Below are 15,307 nucleotides of genomic sequence, written 5' to 3' on the forward strand. Positions count from 1 at the left end.
TAACTTTTCTGTCAAATTAGGAGTACAAAAGGGTACACAACAACTTTGTTACACGCACGACAGCTTGCGGTAGAAAGATAACCGGCTATGACAATGGGATTACAATCCAAATTCGCATTTTTCAGCAAGTTGGATGGCAAATTGCTTTTTAAGCATTTTGCTGGCTGGGCTATTTTTATCGCCTATGAAATTAGCTTTGTCTGGTTTAGCATTGACACTTTCGCTTCATTAGAGAATTACATTTGTTATTATGGATTAAATATTTTATTATTTTATTTCAATGCGCATGTATTGCTTTCATCTGCAATAAAATCGAACAGATCATACCTGCTGATTCCTGTATTGATGTTATTCGAAATGCTGGTCTATTTAATTTTTAAATATTTGCTTGATGTTTTACTGGCATTTCCCCAAAATGCTGTTCCAAGCCAAAATGTTTACGTTAAAAAGCTGCTTGTACCGAATATTTATAGAGGAGTTTCTTTTATAGGCTCTAGCACTCTTTATTGGTCTGTTCTACGCGTTATTTCGTTCAGGAAACGTGTGCATGAAACAGAAACGGTGCAGTTAGTAACGTTAAAGGAAAAGGCGGAGTTAGAACGAAACCTATCCGAGGCTATGAATGCTTATTTACAACAACAGATCAATCCGCATTTGCTTTTTAATACGCTAAGCTTCATTCACAATACCTATGCTAAACATTCACGTGAGGCCTCTCAATGTGTATTATTATTAGTTGACATAATGCGTTTTTCGCTAAACGAGGTCAGTATTAATGGCAAAACATCATTGGATAAGGAAATCGAACAAATCCAAAATTACATTGAAATCAACCAGCTCCGCTATGATTACGCTTTGTTTATTGATTTTGAAGCCGAAGGTGATTTTGAATCTTATCAAATTATTCCCTTGGTGCTGTTAACGCTTACCGAAAATATTTTCAAGCATGGTTACCTAAAAAAAAAGCAGGGCGCGGCAAAATTGCATATTACGCTAAACGATCAAAATGAGCTAAGTTTTATAAGCTGGAATTTAAAAGGAGATCAACCAGATTACAAGCGAACGAGGTCAATTGGAATAAAAAATGTAATCAAACGTTTAGAATTCAGCTACAAAGATCAATATAATATAATTATCAAAGACGAGAAAGAAAGTTACGGATTAGAACTGAGGGTGCAATTATGAATTTAAGATGTTATGTTGTGGATGATGAATATCATTCTATAGAAATGCTGATTGAATATATAGAACGGACTGATGGACTTGAATTACAGGGATTTTCTACCAATCCGCTTACTGCACTTAACGAAGTGACCGGACCTAATCCGCCCGATATTACTTTTTTAGACGTAGAAATGCCTGAATTATCAGGCATGGCGTTTGCCGGATTAGTAAACCTGCATACCACGATTGTATTTACCACCTCTTTCCAGGAATTTGCCCTTGAAGCATTTGAAAAGGAGGCATTCGACTTTCTTTTAAAACCGATCAGCTATGCCCGGTTTCGCAAATGTATACTGCACATACAGCGGACCGGAATTGCCGCTCGGCCGACAAAAAAAGAAAAAAGAGACTTCTTTTTTGTTAAGACGGAAAGCAGAGGTAAGATGGTAAAAGTGATTATTAATGAAATTCTATATGTAGAAGGTGCTCAAAATTACATTAAGATCCATTTGACCTCCGGTGATATTATGCCTTATTTAACCATTAATGAAACAGAACAATATCTTCCGATGGACCAGTTTTCGAGAATTCATCAATCCTTCATCATTAACAATGACCGGATTAAATCTGTTGAGCAAACACGGGTTACCTTAGAGAAAGATATTACTTTAAACTTAGGCCGGTTTTACAAGGACGCGTTTCTTGAAAAAATGAATGAATTGTTGTTGAGGTCGAGAAGAAGGTTTTAACCATTCACTTTCTTTATAGCTTTTACCGATAGCTGGTATTTATAAAAGCAGTAATAAATTATCAGTTCCTGATTGCGTTGCCGGTCAATGAATAAACGGTTCAAATGCATATGTATTAAGTCAGCGAGTAGCTGATCCCTTCGTTTGGTTGTAAAAAGGGCTGTCTTTTTTTGTAGCGCATCAATTCTTATTTTATAAAGATCTGCCCACATAGTCAGTTTTAACGACAAATAATACCCCTCGTTGGTGAGCAGGCTGCTGATCTCGGTTTTTAACTCCCTGAATTTCTGGTCGAGATCTATTTTTAACGATTTATCAGTTGAAAATTCAGCATAAAATGTATTGACCATCTGTTCAAGAAAAATTAGCTGCTCATTAATTTCTGGTATAAAACAGTTTAACAAATAGGCGACTGAAACAAAAGCCAGGCTATGATAACTGTAGGGTAGGGATTTCCGGGCTGTTATTTTAATATACCGCAAGACAAGTTCACTGCTACCGCAAAAAAAGGATTCTACTAATGTTATGATGTCCGGACCGTATCTTTCCATTTCCCGACGATAGGTATCTGCCTGGTATTCCCTGATCAAATGATAATGCACAGTATCAGCAAGGCGCTTTTTTAAGCGTGCTAAAATATCACCAACAGCGGATTCGTTAATTTTTAGGCGCAAACGAATGTGGTAGCCGGAGTCCTTATAACGAATAAAAAACCATAGTAATAATTCTTTTTCGCCCAACTGGTTTAATAGAGGAAGCAGCTTTTTAGTGAGCAGGTCATTAGCGATGGCAGGGGCACAATACAATTTTAAATACAGCCATTTGCCCCCTAAGATATAATCCTGCTGAACCCTGGGTCTAATCATTAGATCCGGTATTCGGTTGCCTTTATAAACTTCCTGATTTTTATATAAAAAAGCAATGAACTGATTGACCAACGGTTTTCCTTCACTGGTGACAATTGGTTCAGCGGGTAAAAAAAACTCCTGGAAAACCGCGGTTCCCATGGATCTCAGACAATCTAATAAAAAGATGATCTCATTTTCTTTATCGATATCGAAAATGAGTTGCTGATCGAATTGGCTTAGTGCAATAAGTGACGGAAGCTGTAACGTTTCCCGCAGTATTTTAAATCGAATAGTGGCTTCACCTTCAGTCGCTTCTTTTAATTCCTTTAAATTCTGAGTTGATAAATACCATTTTGCCGCAGACAGGATAGTGTTTTTATAAACCACACGCGGGTAGTGGGCCATACCCGGAAAGTATTGTTCCAAATCAAAGGTATAATTCCCTTGTAAACCCTGGTATTGTAAATCGCAAAGCAGGCGAAAAAGTGCCAGATTGTTGCGGCTGAAATTATAAGCAGAGGTTAAGCGGGGTACAATCACTCTGCCGTGTGACTTCGATTCTAATACCAATTCATTCCCGACGACGGAAATCCAGAGATCAGAAAGGGCAATTTGCTGTTCAACCGGAAAGGTAGAGATTGAATTTATAGGTATTTCATAATCATATATATGCTGCCTTCTATTGATATTATCTGCATGTGTATCGGACAACTGCCCGATATCAGCAAAAATGACGTTTGGATTTGCTAATTGTTCTTTTGAAGCAAGTTCACGGCCAAGCCCATGCACCTTATTACTCCAGGCTGTAAAGCGTCCTATTAAGGCGGTTGCTGAAACCCCTCCTATGGTTTCAAGGTAGACATGATCACCAAGTACTCGAAAGACAACAGGTAACGTCGGCGGGGATGTGAAAGCTTGGTCGGGTGAAAGTTGTGATAAATCGGAGTCATTCAATTGGATCGGGGCAGTACTTTTGAAATTTTCATTCCATTTTCTAAATAATAACCGGTGAACCGTTGACCATTCCAAGTTTACCTTCTTATTCTGCTGATCTGTAAATTTCACATGACGCAACAAATCGGTTTCAGCAGCTGGAGAGACCGAGGGGCCATATCCTATGCCGATCTCTGGATCAATAGCCTCCAAAAGGAGAACTTTCCGCAAATCATACCTCGCTTTGAAATCATAAATAAATTGCTGTAGTAGTGATGTTTGCACAGGTGTGATAAGCAGTTCCAAAGCCCTAAGCCCATCCTTAATCTGCTGCTGGCGATGTATTGAAAGATTACCATTAACAACTTTTCTTTCCAATCCCGCATAAAATACCTGTTTTTCTATTTCATGTTTTAATGGAAATAATAAATCATTTACCTGCCCGGAAATTTTGACCAACTGGCTTGCATCAGGAAAATTGTAGGCTATCATTTGATCCTGAATCGTCGACAGGTCCTGCCGAATTAAAGTCAATGGCGTTTCAGGGTGATGCAAAAGTCTTTGCAGATAATCTTCCCCAATGATGTTTGTTTTCGTATGCGGTATAACGATATTCGCATCTATTAGGAAATTCAGATAGTCACTGGCTGTTTCCCAATCACATCCAGTTGTTTTTACCATATAGGAAATAATTTCTTTTCCTTGCTTATATTCTCCCGCACAGTAATCGAACAATGCGTTGGTTAATATATTTCCTTCGATAGATTCCAGGTCAAAAAAAATGTTTTTTTTATTTTGCGAATAAGATGTTTTAATAAATCGGAATTCTTTGCCAGATTTATATAAAGCCGGGTTACAGATGTAAGTGTAATCTTCTTTTTTATTGCCTATTAAACCCTCGGATAAACGTAAGATAACTTCCTGGTCAAGGTTCAAATGTAACTTTGCATCCTTTTTATTACCTAAGTTGATTGCCGCCGCTTCACCCCATACAGTCATAGAAAAAGATGAAAAACTTCCAAAAGGTGTAGGCCGGAAACTCATGCGGTTGTAGTAGCGCATGAAGCTTAACTGCTCACGTGAATTAAGGGCATTAAAATTAAACCCTTTTGCTGCTAATATTTGAAACAATTGAGGACTGGCCAGGTACAACGCGACCTGAAAATAAGAATCGAGCAGAATCTTCGCACTTTGATCAGGCGAGTATTGATCATAATCATAAAGCGGGCTCCTGAGTAACAGATCATTTAAAAAATCATAATCATTCATCGCGGTACGTATTTAGGTAAATAATAAATGTTCCAATAGTTGCCGCGAAATCAATTTGTAGCTTATACTATTAATAAATTTTAAAGTTAAAATAACTGTTGGTTAAAATAAAACTATGGTAAAAGACCTGTTATCGTTAGTTATTTAATAGGGTTAATTGCTAAAATTTGTAAATTCAGTTAATAAGGGGGGGATAGATCATAGCATTATTAACTATCAAATATAGTATTAGTTTATAGATTTGATTTGTAGTTAAGTCCATTCAAGATTCCGGTCCTTAATAATTATTATCCTCCAAGAACGGAAACGAGAATTCTCTACCGATTTAGGATTGTACTTTACCAAATAATGTTTAATTGAAATATCTAATTTTAAAAGTATTGCAGGTAAAGGAGCAGAATAATATCTAATTTTACAGCGTGTTGATTTATCAACTAAGTCATAAAATTGTGCCATGAGATGAGAAGATTGCTATTATTTCTTTGTTTTCTTCCGTTTGGCTGTTCGACACAAAAATCTATAGCCACAGATCCTTCGGTGATTCAAGCACATTCTCAGCCAGTCAGAATATTTGGCATTGGCTATTGGAGGCCTGGTTATATGATCCTGACACTATTGGACGCAAAAAAGGAGTATTTTACGATTATTATTAAACGTAATGATTCATTAAAAAAGAATGATATCTATTCACGATAGTTTTAAATCTAAACCTTATCGGATTTTGGCAGTAATACTTATAATCAATCCTATTGCTATTCAATAAACCGGCTTCCCAATTCAGGTCTGAGATAGAAACTATTTGGAATTTTTTGATGCGAGATTTTGTTCAATAGCTCTTTATGAACTTCAGGAGACCAGGTTAACTCTTGCTTATCATCGATTTTGGCCAGGCCGTATTTCCCCGCGAAACCCACTTCGGCCTTGTGAAAGGAAAATTTTTGGCTGTCGCCCAGCTTTTGTATTTCAAAAACATGGTAAGGCATCATACCGCCGTCCAATTTATCTCCCTTTTTGATCAGGAACACCACTTTAAAAGTATCATTGCCTATAATATAATGTTCGTTAAAGACTTCTTGCATCATGATCTATATATAAATTAAAAGTAGGAATGTTAAGCATGTGCATGCTCACGGGCGGTATAAATTAATGGAGCACCTAATTCCGCTTCCAGTTTTGCCAATGTTTTAAGGGTTAAATTATGATTTCCTTTTAGCCATTTGTTAATTTCGGAAGGTTTTTTATTCATTTTCGCTGCCAGGTCTTTCTGGCTATAACCCTTCTCCTGCATAAGCTCGTTAATCCGAACTACGATGTCGGTGTACTGGCGAACGAAAATGCGAACTTCCTGCGGCGTTTCATCCTGTATCCTTTGTGCAACTTTACTTCTCATGACCGTACTTATTTATAGAAAAATTTCTTCGCCGTTATTAGCCGACCGCATTTTTCTTTTACCCTCATCAATTATGATTTCACCATCTCGTAATGCTTCTTCAATTCGCTTTGCAAACTGGCAGGCTTCCACCCATTTAAGATGAATATCTTTACTTTCCTGATTTGTCCAGGAGGATTTGACACCCCCGTTAAACAAAACAACGATATCGTTCCGGTTATTAATTCGCAACGCATATAAGCGAAGCGGAAAATTAGGATAAGTAAACATTACTTGTTTTACCGTTACCTTGCCGGTATTAGGCAAACCGGTCACCTCATTTTCCGGCCGGTTAAACAAAGCGTCAATAGCGCCATGATCATCCCCCAAGCTATCCAGCACAAAACTTAACATTTGCTGGGTTGCTGTTTTTAGTTCAGGGATTGCATCGTATTTATTAAAGAACTTATCTGTTTGACTTTCCTTGCCATCTTCCCAGCGTACTGTATAAAAAGTACACTTTTTTCCTTCATCATCCCAAATTTCCAATGCAAAGATATTCACTTATAAGTTAATTTAAAATGTTTTATATTTATTTTTTCATCTATGGCAGGGCGATAAAATTAAGCATTATTAGATACCTGTCAAAATCAGGCACATTGAGCGTAACAGCCATTGTCGAATCACCGATTGATTAAATTTTAAGGAACAAATGATAATTATTATCAACGATAGGCGTTTAAATTTTTATAACATTACCACTTATGAAAGCATTTGTAACCTCCTTATTTATACTTGCATCATTATTTTTTGTAAAAATTTCCGTGATTGCTCAACCACCGATCAGGATTATTGCCGGAAAAGTATTGATCAATGATGGAAGCATGATATTTACGGCCTCAAAATATAAATCCAAGATAGATAGCCTGGATAAAGTTCTTAAAATTAATCCTAATGACACCACTAGTTTGTTCTATCGCGCTCTATTTTATTCACACATTAATAATTTGATGGCCAGACCTTACCAAAGAGAAAACGGTCCCCTGGAAAATCTAATCATCGGGAAAGGTCAAATTGAAAAAGCGATTAGTCTGGGCATGTCGAGTTTTAAAACAAGAGTCTTACGCGCTCAGATCTATAGTGATATTGCTTACAGATATTCGGGCGATGAATCATGGATGTTTAATAAAAAGCAGATTGCTGATCGAAAAACATTGTATAATACCTATAAAGACCTGGCAAATAAATACTATGATGAATTGGCAAAGGAAGACAAAAACAATGCCTGGGATTACCAACAACTAAAAGTAAAAGGCGACTATCCTATCGCCCCATAAATTGAATATGAATTTGATAGAATCCGGTACCCTTTGGAAATAAGCCTTGGCTTATTTCGACTTGTCTTTTTTTACTCTATCGATGATTTTGGTCATGACATCTTTTTCGTTCTGAATTACATTTATTATTAAGTTAGGATCTATATCAATAATGAATGCTAAGCGTAAAATTTCGAAGAGAACAAATGTTTCTGGGTTGGCAAGTTTTTGAGCATATCGACCTTTATTAATTCCTAAAGCATTAGCAATTTTGCCTGCGTATAAATCTTTGATCTCATACATTCTTGTAATTGCATGATTTTCAAAAAGTAGCTTTAAAGAATTAAACAAAGGTAAATCTTTCTTATATTCTTCTTTCCAATTTGACATGTTTACCTTTTTAGGTATAAAAGTCACCAGTTAATCAGAAATTAGATAAAAAAGTTACCCTTAGTAAAGAATAGTTACTATTTGTATAAAAAAGTTTTATATTTGTTTTAGAAAAGGCATTAAAATCTAAAAGCATAGAGTTCATTAATAGATTTTGTGCTAACGAAGTCTCACGTACAAAAACCGCCAGTTTAGACCACGTGAAGACAAGTGAATTTGCCCATACCTGTAAAAGTATATCTTTGCGATATATATTATGGGGTGGGCTTCACTTAAGTCTTCTGTGGTCAACTCCGACTCTTGAATAGGGTTAGAGGGGTTCCTGGCGGTACCTTGTGCAGAAGCAGTGAAGCCCACCCTTTATAGTGGACTGTCTTGGAGACTCGTTATCATTAATAATACAATGAAAACGAACAGGCAATATACTATTAACCATTATTACACAATTTTCAATTGTGAATCTAATGCGTTCTTGAAATCCAATAACTTTTTCGAGATATTCCAAACGTTATGTTACTTTTTACTTCCGCTCTTTAAGGAAATTTCCCGTCCATTGCAAAACCCAATTAAGAATATTATCTGCTCTCCCGAATAAAGAATAGGTAACGGCAACTCAAGATCAGTAGTAGTTAATTGTATTCTCGGTTGCCGTTTTCCATTTTAGTTCTTACTAACTGGTCTTTTAACGGATACTTAATTAAATTTTCAATGAAAAAAACTATACTTTTTATAGTGTTGGCCACGCTTTGCTTTTTTTTCAAATCGTCGGCTCAAAATAATTCAGGGCCTCCTATCATCAATATTATCGGGAAAGTAATTGACGAGCAAGGCACGCCATTGCCAGGCGCAACTGTTAAAATTCAAAATGAAAGCAGAATAAGCATTACTGGTAAGGACGGCAAATTTACGTTTACCAATGCCCCGAGAAAGGGTGTTGTATCCGTAAGTTTTATCGGTTTTCAGACAGCTAATATTCCACTACCACTCAATTTTGATAACGAGTTTATCATCCAATTAAAAGCAGATGCTAATTCATTAAACGAGGTGCAGGTTATTGGCTATGGTACGACAACTAAACGGCTTAACACCGGTAGCGTATCAACAATAACTGCTACGGATATTGAGAAACAGCCTGTTACAAACATACTGTCAGCATTATCAGGTAGGGCTGCTGGTGTTAACGTGCAAACAACGAATGGGCTACCGGGCGGCGGAATAAGTATTCAAATAAGAGGTACAGGTTCTATCCTGGCTGGCACAGACCCTTTGTACGTAATTGATGGAGTTACTTTTGATTCATCGATTTTAAATTCATATTCTGGAATTGGGGCCACAACCTTAACAGGTCTGATCAGCCCCTTTAACAGTATCAATCCTGATGATATAGAAAGTATAAGCGTTTTAAAAGACGCAGATGCAACAGCAATTTATGGTTCTAGAGGATCAAATGGCGTAGTGCTAATCACTACGAAAAAAGGCAAAGCCGGAAACACTAAGATTGACGTAAATTTATCAGAAGGAATAAATAAAATCGCCAGTCTGCCTTCTTTACTTAATCTGCAACAATACCTACAGATACGTAGGCAAGCATTTAAAAATGACGGACTGACCCCATCTGCCGACCCCTCCTCTCCAGGTTATGCGCCAGATTTAATGGTTTGGGATACTACAAAATCCACTGACTGGCGCAAATATTTGTTAGGCGGGACAGGGCGTGTTACTGATTTTCAGGGAAATGTATCGGGGGGTGATGCTAATACTACTTTTAATATAGGTGCGAATTACCATTCTGAAACGACTATTTTACCTGGCGATAACTTATATCAACGAGGCGGAATCAGGTATGCTTTAAAACATTCTTCTACGAACGAAAAGTTTAGTATTTCTTTATCCGGCGCATATTCCACAGACAACAATGGTCTTGTTAATGCAAGTTCTTTTCAGAATGATTTATTCCTTCCGCCAAATTTTCAATTACTGAATGCGAGCGGATACACCAATTGGAGTTTTGGAGTAAATCCATTAGCAGATCTCAAAGCCAGATCAACAGTGAAAACCGACAATTTAATAACTAACCTGGTTTTGAGTTACAAAATACTTCAGGACCTTACTTTGAGTACTAGCACCGGTTATAACAGGATTAATATTAACCAGGTACAGACCTTTCCGCTCGCCTCTCAAAATCCGGCGTTTAGCCCTTCTAATCATTCAAATTTTACAGATAATACAAGAAAATCGTTCATAGTAGAGCCGCAGCTGAATTATAATAAAAAACTTGAAAACTCTTCACTCAATTTATTAGTAGGAGGTACCTACCAAACGTCTCTAAATCAAGGTCAATATATCCAGGCGAGCAATTTCAGCAGTGAGGGATTATTGGAAAATATTGCCTCCGCAGCGACTTTAGATTATATTTCTAATTTTTATACGCAATACAGATACGTTTCAGTTTTTGGCAGGGCTACATATAACTTCTCAGACAAATATATTGTCAATGCAAGTATACGCAGAGACGGTTCATCAAGATTTGGCCCTGGCAATCAATTTGGAACCTTTGGCGCAGTTGGTGCAGCCTGGCTGTTTGGAAGTGAGCAATGGGTAAAATCAGCATTGCCATTTTTAAGCTATGGTAAATTAAGAGGCAGCTATGGCATAGTGGGCAATGATCAGATAACAGATTATCAATATCTATCCACCTATACTAATGCTGGTTATAATTATCAAGATATAGCTGCATTAAAAGCGTCAAGAATCACTAATGCAAACTTTCATTGGGAAGTAAACAAGAAACTTGAGATTGGAGTGGAATTAGGGTTTTTAAAAGACCGGATATTGTTGAATGTCAACCGATATCAAAGCAAAAGTTCTAACCAGTTAGTAAATTACGCCATCCCTACACTTACAGGCTTTAATAGTTATCAGGCTAATTTGCCTGCCGTCGTTGAAAATACAGGCTGGGAGTTTGAGCTTAACACAAAAAACATACAACAGAAAAACTTTAGCTGGACGACATCTTTTAATATCACTATTCCGAAAAATCAATTAAAAAGCTTCCCTAACTTCTCAAATTCAAGCTATGCAAACACCCTTGTAATCGGTGAAGATATTACCAGGATCGTTGGATATCGGTTATTGTCGGTTGATCCGGCAACCGGCACGGCTGTTTATGCCCCTCAGCCTGGAAGCACTTCAACGTCTCCATATTTTTATAATACCATCGGCAAAAAGACTCCTGACCTATATGGCGGATTTGGCAATAACATTTCTTACAAGAATTGGCAATTGGATTTCTTCTTACAGTTCGCCAAACAGAAACTACCTGGAGATATAATTTATACGCCAGGTGTATTTGCTAATAATTACCAGTTTGTACTCAATCGATGGCAACAAGCAGGAGATCAAACTAACGTCCCCAAAGCCTCAACAATTATTGATTACAACTACAGCTCTTCAACAGCCAATTATTTCGATGCTTCTTATATACGACTAAAAAATGTGGCACTTTCCTACAGTCTTCCAACTGATATAATTCGAAAAATAAAAGTTGATCGGGTTAAAATTTATGTACAAGGACAAAATTTATATACCTGGTGGCATAGAAATTCACCATTCCTTGACCCTGAGTCAGGAGCATTTGGCTATACGAACAATTTACCACCGATGCGATCAATTATCATCGGTGCACAAATAACATTTTAATATTAAATCATGAAATCAAAAAGATTAACCCAGGTTTTAGCATGCCTGATTGGCGCTATAGCCCTTTTCAGTTGTAAAAAATTGGTTGAAGTAAATACCCCTAAAAATCAGTTAACTACTGACAAAGTATTTGCAGATAGCACATCCGCGACTGCCGCTGTGATTGGCATTTATGCTTTATATGATAAATATATCAACAATAATTACAACAAGTTTATGGGCCTTTATACCGATGAGTTGACTTACACATCCTCTACCCAAGGAACTCTTGATTATGTAAAAAGCCTTGTTCCAGCTACCAATACCCCTAATCTAAATTATTGGAAATACAATTATGCTTCCATTTATCAATGTAATGATATCATAGAACAACTCCAAAAATCTACGGCGCTATCATCTTCTACTGTATTGGACTTTACAAATGAAGCCAAATTCTTGAGAGCCTATGCTTATTTTCATTTGGTTAATGTGTATGGTTCTGTACCCCTTGTAATCTCAACAGATGTGAACGTTAATGCCACTATTGCTAATTCTGATTCTGCTTCGGTTTATAAGCAAATAGTTCGAGACCTTAAAGACGCACAAAGTAACCTCTCTATTAATTATAGGGGTGCTGGTCGTGTCAGAGCAAATAAATATGCCGCGACTGCTTTGCTATCCAAAGTTTATTTATGGCAGAAAGATTGGGTTAATGCAGAAAGCTCCGCTTCTGCAATAATTAATTCATCTCTATATACTCCGCTACCGGCGCCGGCCCAGGCTTTTTTGGCCAATAGCAAAGAAACTATTTTGTCTTTCTGGACACAAAATGGTTTTGTCTCGGACGCATCGTCTTTGATTCCAAGTTCCGGCGCTCCCGGCTACTTTTTTACGACTTCACTAGTAAATGCTTTTGAGTTGGGAGATCTACGGAAATCTAATTGGATAAAAACCAGCGTTGTTAGTGGCAAGACCTATTATTCACCCTATAAGTATAAAAATCGTGCGGCGAATACATCCGTCCCGGAATATTTAATTGCATTAAGAGCGGGTGAACAATACTTAATCAGGGCAGAGGCGCGTGCCCAGCAGGGTAATATTTCCGGCTCCTCTGGTGCTATTGCTGACTTAAATGTTATCCGTACACGAGCTGGACTTGGTAATTATTCAGAGGCAACTGATCAATCATCGGTTGTTGCAGCAATTCGCCATGAAAAACAGGTCGAGCTTTTTACTGAATGGGGAAATAGGTTTTTAGATCTTAAGAGAACGGGGGGATTAAATGCTGCAATTGGTTCATTTAAATCGACCTGGAAACCCAATGCAATTGTGCTGCCTATCCCTCAGAACGAACTTAATACTAATCCTAATTTAACACAAAATCAAGGTTACTGATATGGAAAGTCTATTTTGCAAAATTTTAATAGGCAGTGCTTTATTCTTATTTATTCCAAAACAGGGATGGTCACAGCCTAAAAACACTTCCGATACCACTAATGTAAAAGACGGCTTTTTGCATGTTGGTGATAGGATGCCTGATGAAATATATACTACAAGTTATGGTAAGCAGCAAAAAATAAAAATCTCTGATTTTAAAGGTAAGCTGGTCATCCTGGATCTTTGGGCTGTCTGGTGCAGTTCCTGCATTGAGCATATGCCTGATGTTGAAGAGCTGCAAAACATCTTTAAGGACCAGATTAAAGTGTTGATGGTTACAAAGAGTCTAACCAACCAAGTACATAAGTTAGCACTAAGGTCTGAAAATGTGCGAAACAACCATCTCCCGTTTATAAATGGAGAGCAAAAATTGGCTAAGATGTTCAATTATACTTATGTTCCTACACATATATGGATCGATAAAGATGGAATAATTAAATATATCACCAGCGGAGAAAATTTCACAAAAGAAAATATCACTAACTTTCTTGCAGACAAACCTCTTGGCTTCAAAGAAAAACCAACAATCAAAATTGGAGCATCCGACAAGCCGCTATTGGTACAAATGTACCCATACTTTGGCGACGATTTTTATATTTACTCCTATTTAGCTCCAAGAGATGACAGTAAATACACTATGGGGGGATTCAGTAGTTCTGGCTTAGAATTAACGGGCAATCATAAATCAGAAGCCGGTAATGCCTACACTTTTAAAGACCTCTATAAAATAGCTTTTGGCTTTTCTGTTCTCAATAATCCATTGTCTGACAGTAGAATATTGATTGACGTAAAGGATCCTAATGATTATTCAAATATATCAAAACAGTATGTTTATGAAATAATCGTAAACAAAAAGATCGCTGAAAACCGCGTTCGTAAATATATACAAAACCAACTTGATCTTTTCTTTAATGTAAGTAGCACCCGTCAAAAACAAATTGTGCCTTGTTTAGTAATAAAAAAACTGCATAATGGCATAGTAAAGTACAGTACAAAGACAGATACTAATCACTTTGAAATTACGAAACGAACTGTTTTAAAAGTTACATTACAATGGGGGAAATTTATTAAATACATTGATAATATGTATGTCTACCCGCCTTATCAGGTATTTGATGAAACTGGAATTGATGCACGAAAATTAATTGATCTTGAAATGAGTTTAGATTTCAATGAACTCGACAAGGTAAGAAAATCCTTAGCCCCATTTGGCTTGACCATCAATAAAGAAATGCGCGAATTAGATTGTATTGTGATTAAAAGTGATAAAGGTTAAAAACCCTTCGGCTAATATTAATATTAGCCGAAGGGTTACTGGTTAATTTTTCTTCAAAGTTATTGTTGGAACGCCGGAAGCCGTGCCTGTTGCACATAATTGTGCTCCTGTTTCACAACCATAATTGTCGATTGCTTCTTGACGTGTGCCGGAAAATGAACCCTGACTTGGACTTGTCCAGGAATAAACCTGATCAACGAATTTAGGCGCTGCCTGAATTTTTTGTACGAATGCGCCACCGATACCAACAGCGAACACTAAGGCCAACATACTAATTTTTAACTTTTTCATGATATTATATATTAAGTTTAACAGTTACGCCATTGATTAAAATTACAGGCAACGGCACCACCTGTTCTTACGCGCGTGAAAGTATTTTATAGGTATCACCGCCATGTTCAATTGCCGGTGATGTTTCATGTTTTTTTAAATATTTGATTGAAAAGTAAGCTGCCAGGATAAAAAATGCATTAAAGAACAAATGCTGCTTCCAGCCCATTGTAGAGATAATACCTCCACAGGTACAGGGAAGATGAGATCCGGACAACAACATAATAATTATGTAAATTTCAAAAGCAACCAGCAGAAAAGCAGATGCCTTAAGCGCTTTAATTTTTATCGATGGAACGAACATTCCTACAGCTAATACTATGGAAAGGGTAAATTCGACCGCAGGTACCAGCCACCCTAAAACGGGTGCAACTATTTTCATCAGCGGCACAGGGGCGAGACGCATTTGAAAGACAAACTTATCATAGTCTAAAAATTTACTGGCCGATGTATAGACAAAAAGCAGACAAAGAAGCAATAGACAAATTTGGGTCAGAATCATTTTCATGGTAATTGTATTATTTATGGGAATACACCAACAAAGTAAA

General features: G+C 37.1%; 13 protein-coding genes. 6 read left to right on the plus strand and 7 right to left on the minus strand.

From position 1 onward, the window contains the following. Positions 1–87 precede the first annotated feature (87 nt). Positions 88–1,185, plus strand: coding sequence for a sensor histidine kinase (locus WC743_RS10560; protein ID WP_373011939.1), 1,098 nt, complete (start codon positions 88–90; stop codon positions 1,183–1,185). Beyond that, entirely contained in the window at positions 1,182–1,913 is a 732-nt protein-coding gene (locus WC743_RS10565) for a LytR/AlgR family response regulator transcription factor (protein WP_373011940.1), read from the plus strand. The genes WC743_RS10560 and WC743_RS10565 overlap by 4 nt, the downstream gene beginning before the upstream one ends. On the opposite strand, the gene WC743_RS10570 is transcribed toward WC743_RS10565, so the two are convergent. The 4 genes from WC743_RS10570 to WC743_RS10585 all read right to left on the minus strand — a co-directional run bounded on the left by WC743_RS10570 (position 1,910) and on the right by WC743_RS10585 (position 6,896). Beyond that, complete coding sequence (locus WC743_RS10570; RefSeq protein ID WP_373011941.1) at positions 1,910–4,963, minus strand: lantibiotic dehydratase; 3,054 nt, start codon at positions 4,961–4,963, stop codon at positions 1,910–1,912. The two genes, WC743_RS10565 and WC743_RS10570, sit on opposite strands and share 4 nt — an antisense overlap. Before the next feature lie 752 nt (positions 4,964–5,715). Then, positions 5,716–6,045: a hypothetical protein gene (locus WC743_RS10575; RefSeq protein WP_373011942.1), complete on the minus strand. Its 330-nt coding sequence runs from the start codon at positions 6,043–6,045 to the stop codon at positions 5,716–5,718. 29 nt (positions 6,046–6,074) lie between these two features. After that, positions 6,075–6,353: a helix-turn-helix transcriptional regulator gene (locus WC743_RS10580; RefSeq protein WP_095705579.1), complete on the minus strand. Its 279-nt coding sequence runs from the start codon at positions 6,351–6,353 to the stop codon at positions 6,075–6,077. A 12-nt stretch (positions 6,354–6,365) separates the two neighbouring features. Next, positions 6,366–6,896 carry a hypothetical protein gene (locus tag WC743_RS10585; RefSeq protein WP_373011943.1) on the minus strand — a complete coding sequence of 177 codons (531 nt, stop codon included), beginning with the start codon at positions 6,894–6,896 and terminating at the stop codon, positions 6,366–6,368. Positions 6,897–7,096: 200 nt separating this feature from the next. On the opposite strand from WC743_RS10585, the gene WC743_RS10590 reads away from it, so the two are divergent. Next, the gene (locus WC743_RS10590; RefSeq protein ID WP_373011944.1) at positions 7,097–7,669 is read left to right on the plus strand and encodes a hypothetical protein; all 573 of its coding nucleotides are present in this window, start codon (positions 7,097–7,099) and stop codon (positions 7,667–7,669) included. Between the two features lie 51 nt (positions 7,670–7,720). On the opposite strand, the gene WC743_RS10595 is transcribed toward WC743_RS10590, so the two are convergent. Beyond that, a complete protein-coding gene (locus tag WC743_RS10595; protein ID WP_373011945.1) occupies positions 7,721–8,038 on the minus strand; it encodes a hypothetical protein in 318 nt (105 codons plus the stop codon). Between the two features lie 708 nt (positions 8,039–8,746). Between WC743_RS10595 and WC743_RS10600 the strand changes: the two genes are divergently transcribed. From WC743_RS10600 to WC743_RS10610, 3 genes are read left to right on the plus strand one after another with little or no spacing between them, the layout of a single operon-like run. Further along, positions 8,747–11,737 carry a SusC/RagA family TonB-linked outer membrane protein gene (locus WC743_RS10600; protein WP_373011946.1) on the plus strand — a complete coding sequence of 997 codons (2,991 nt, stop codon included), beginning with the start codon at positions 8,747–8,749 and terminating at the stop codon, positions 11,735–11,737. A 9-nt stretch (positions 11,738–11,746) separates the two neighbouring features. Beyond that, entirely contained in the window at positions 11,747–13,111 is a 1,365-nt protein-coding gene (locus tag WC743_RS10605) for a RagB/SusD family nutrient uptake outer membrane protein (RefSeq protein ID WP_373011948.1), read from the plus strand. Between the two features lies 1 nt (position 13,112). Then, positions 13,113–14,429 (plus strand): TlpA family protein disulfide reductase, encoded by a 1,317-nt coding sequence (locus tag WC743_RS10610; protein WP_373011949.1) that lies wholly within the window; start codon positions 13,113–13,115, stop codon positions 14,427–14,429. 42 nt (positions 14,430–14,471) lie between these two features. On the opposite strand, the gene WC743_RS10615 is transcribed toward WC743_RS10610, so the two are convergent. Continuing rightward, a complete protein-coding gene (locus WC743_RS10615; RefSeq protein ID WP_373011950.1) occupies positions 14,472–14,720 on the minus strand; it encodes a hypothetical protein in 249 nt (82 codons plus the stop codon). Between the two features lie 67 nt (positions 14,721–14,787). Next, positions 14,788–15,267 (minus strand): MauE/DoxX family redox-associated membrane protein, encoded by a 480-nt coding sequence (locus WC743_RS10620; protein WP_373011951.1) that lies wholly within the window; start codon positions 15,265–15,267, stop codon positions 14,788–14,790. Positions 15,268–15,307 lie beyond the last annotated feature (40 nt).

This window comes from Mucilaginibacter sp. (assembly GCF_041660805.1).
Classification (GTDB): domain Bacteria; phylum Bacteroidota; class Bacteroidia; order Sphingobacteriales; family Sphingobacteriaceae; genus Mucilaginibacter.

What these genes read in the sequence shown, in the direction of transcription:
- WC743_RS10610 (WP_373011949.1), top strand. Translation starts at nt 13,113, where the DNA reads ATGGAAAGTCTATTTTGCAAAATTTTAATAGGCAGTGCTTTATTCTTA.
- WC743_RS10590 (WP_373011944.1), top strand. Translation starts at nt 7,097, where the DNA reads ATGAAAGCATTTGTAACCTCCTTATTTATACTTGCATCATTATTTTTT.
- WC743_RS10565 (WP_373011940.1), top strand. Translation starts at nt 1,182, where the DNA reads ATGAATTTAAGATGTTATGTTGTGGATGATGAATATCATTCTATAGAA.
- WC743_RS10580 (WP_095705579.1), bottom strand. Translation starts at nt 6,353, where the DNA reads ATGAGAAGTAAAGTTGCACAAAGGATACAGGATGAAACGCCGCAGGAA.
- WC743_RS10605 (WP_373011948.1), top strand. Translation starts at nt 11,747, where the DNA reads ATGAAATCAAAAAGATTAACCCAGGTTTTAGCATGCCTGATTGGCGCT.
- WC743_RS10615 (WP_373011950.1), bottom strand. Translation starts at nt 14,720, where the DNA reads ATGAAAAAGTTAAAAATTAGTATGTTGGCCTTAGTGTTCGCTGTTGGT.
- WC743_RS10595 (WP_373011945.1), bottom strand. Translation starts at nt 8,038, where the DNA reads ATGTCAAATTGGAAAGAAGAATATAAGAAAGATTTACCTTTGTTTAAT.
- WC743_RS10600 (WP_373011946.1), top strand. Translation starts at nt 8,747, where the DNA reads ATGAAAAAAACTATACTTTTTATAGTGTTGGCCACGCTTTGCTTTTTT.
- WC743_RS10560 (WP_373011939.1), top strand. Translation starts at nt 88, where the DNA reads ATGACAATGGGATTACAATCCAAATTCGCATTTTTCAGCAAGTTGGAT.
- WC743_RS10575 (WP_373011942.1), bottom strand. Translation starts at nt 6,045, where the DNA reads ATGATGCAAGAAGTCTTTAACGAACATTATATTATAGGCAATGATACT.
- WC743_RS10570 (WP_373011941.1), bottom strand. Translation starts at nt 4,963, where the DNA reads ATGAATGATTATGATTTTTTAAATGATCTGTTACTCAGGAGCCCGCTT.
- WC743_RS10620 (WP_373011951.1), bottom strand. Translation starts at nt 15,267, where the DNA reads ATGAAAATGATTCTGACCCAAATTTGTCTATTGCTTCTTTGTCTGCTT.